Genomic DNA, 2,619 nt, shown 5'->3' with positions numbered 1-2,619 from the left:
CAAAGGGGCTTAAGGAGAGGGTAATCGTCCTGCGGCATGCCCTGAGAAACGCCGGGCTTCCCCTGATAACCATGCTGGGAGCACGCATCCCCGGCTTACTGAGTGGCGCCATTGTCATGGAGCAAATATTCTGTTTGCCCGGGATGGGGCGTCTCATGATTGAAGCTATCAACAACCGGGACTACCCAATAATCTCTGGAGTGAACCTGATTATGGCTGCCCTGACAATGGCATGTATTCTGTTGACCGACATAAGCTACGCCTACATTGACCCCAGGATTCGCTACAAATAGATAGAGAAGGCATCGAGACATGGCTGAAAATGCTGGAGGCACCATTTCCGAGGGGATGGCTAAGCGAGGGAGGCGTCACCGGCTGGCTGGCTTCGCCGTGAGGCTGGCCAGGGAGAAGCCAATGGGCACCGTTGGTGCCGTCATCGTCCTGGGGCTGCTTTTTGTCGGCATTTTCGCTGACTTTCTCGCCCCCTACGGGTCCAATGAGATTAATATGCGAGCCGTGATGGTACCACAATCGGGTGAGTACCTGTTAGGAACAGACCAGCTGGGGCGAGACATGCTCAGCCGTATCATCTACGGTGCTCGTATCTCCATGTTCGTCGGTCTGGGCGCTTCCACCATTGACGTTATCCTGGCTACGCTTATCGGTATTATCTCGGGTTACTTTGGCGGCAAGGTCGACCTGATAATACAGCGGTTCGTTGATGCCGTTATTGTTTTCCCGGCACTGTTCTTCTATCTGGCGGTGATGGCCATCATCGGGCCCGGACTGCTCCAGGTTATATTTTGCCTGGGAATCCTGGGTGGTATCGGTTCATCGAGACTGGTGAGGAGCGCGGTTATGGGGGCCAAACAGAATGTCTATGTAGATGCCGCCAACGCCCTCGGGGCTTCGAACTCACGGATACTTATCCGGCACATCCTGCCCAATGTGTTTGCTCCCGTCATCATCATATTCACCATCGCCATGGGCGCGGTCATAATCGCTGAGGCCACTCTCAGCTTCCTCGGGTTCGGCATTCCACCGCCAGCCCCGAGCTGGGGCGGTATGCTCAGCGGGCCGGGGCGCAAGTACATGTTTGACGCTCCCTGGATGGCTATCTGGCCGGGTCTGGCCCTGTCCATGGTAGTTTACGGTATCAACATGTTTGGAGATGCCTTAAGGGACCTGCTTGACCCCCGGCTGAGGGGAGGTGTCGGTGGCATGGGTGAATACGGAAGCGAGAAGGCCAAGAAAGCCCTGGCCAAGAAGAGCAAAGCTGGAGTACTTTGAGGAATGAATAGCGGCTAGCCGATTAAGTAAGACTATTCAGAAAGGAGGAAGTAGTGTAGACGTAGTCGTTCGGCAGGCCCGAATCAACTGCCCGGGTGAAAAAGGAGGAACAAGAAATGACAAGAAAAATATCCTGGCTCATCTTAACTTCGCTGATGGTGGTGGCTTTAGTGCTGGCTTCCTGCCAGCCGGTGGTGGAAGAGCAAGAAGAGGCGGAAACAGTCGTTGGTAAGGTGACAGAAACAGAAAAGGAAGGTGAGGTAGCAGAGAAGGCAGAGGAGGAGGAGGCGGAGGTAGTAGCAGCAACAGCAACAACTGGACCGCGATACGGGGGGACGCTTACCATTGGCCTGACGGCGGACGTGGTAGGCTTTGACCCCAAGACCATCCTGGCCGCCTCATGCTGGACGGTGCACCTGACCAACGAGACCCTGCGTACCGGTGATTGGGCAAAAGGACCGGCCGGTACCGGGGAAGACGAGTGGATTATGCCCGGTCTCTGGACGATTGAGCATGATATATGGGCGGTCGGGGTGAGCTGGGAATGGCCGGACAACGAGACTATTATCTACAAGATCCGCGAGGGCATTCACTGGCAAGATAAGGCACCGGCGTTCGGGCGAGAGCTGACGGCTGAAGATGTGGCCTACAGCATCTATCGGGTTAGCATGGACCCGTCATGCTTCGGCTGGCCTCAGTCAAAACTGGAAGACAAGATAATATCTGTTCAGGCGCTCGACAAGACGACGGTAGTAGTCAAGACTCCACCGCAGTCGCACGGTGCAGCCATCCAGGGAAACGTCACAGAGGTACGGATATTTCCTAAAGAACTAGCCGCTGGAGCCGGAGTGAACTGGCAACAGCCGGTTGAGGTCGGGACATATACCCTGGACGATTTCGTAACCGACTGGAGGGACCAGATCGGCACAGGGGCCTACATGGTAACCGATTATGTGATAGACAGCTCGGTAACGATGGCCAGAAACCCCTCGTATTGGCGTGAGGACCCGGTTAACCCGGGTAACATGCTGCCCTATCCGGACAGGGTTCGCGGACTAGTGATCGAAGACGAGTCCACGCAAATCTCGGCCCTGCGGACCGGCAAGATTGACCAGATTAGTGGCATTGAGTGGGATGATGGCGAAAGCCTGCTCCGGACGAACCCAGAGCTCAATTACTCGCGATACCTCAGACACACGTCGAACAACATCTTCATGCGGATGGATATTGAAGAACTGCCCTACGATGATATCCGGGTACGGCGAGCACTGTCGATGGCAATCGACCGGGATGCCATGATAGAGGGTCTCTACAATGGTAACGCTGAGA

3 protein-coding genes are annotated in these 2,619 nt (G+C 55.4%); all 3 read left to right on the top strand.

What is annotated here, in order from left to right; all coding sequences use genetic code 11:
- Positions 1 to 293, top strand: a 293-nt coding sequence (locus VMW13_01595) for an ABC transporter permease (protein ID HUV43502.1), incomplete at its 5' end; no start/stop codon positions are given.
- Between the two features lie 19 nt (positions 294 to 312).
- Positions 313 to 1,290 (top strand): ABC transporter permease, encoded by a 978-nt coding sequence (locus VMW13_01590; protein HUV43501.1) that lies wholly within the window; start codon positions 313 to 315, stop codon positions 1,288 to 1,290.
- A gap of 116 nt (positions 1,291 to 1,406) precedes the next feature.
- Positions 1,407 to 2,619, top strand: a 1,213-nt coding sequence (locus VMW13_01585; protein ID HUV43500.1) for an ABC transporter substrate-binding protein, incomplete at its 3' end; no start/stop codon positions are given.

It is taken from the genome of Dehalococcoidales bacterium, from assembly GCA_035529395.1.
Classification (GTDB): Bacteria; Chloroflexota; Dehalococcoidia; order Dehalococcoidales; family Fen-1064; genus DUES01.
Note: the sequence above shows the minus strand (reverse complement) of the source record. Positions and strands in the feature narration are given on the sequence as shown.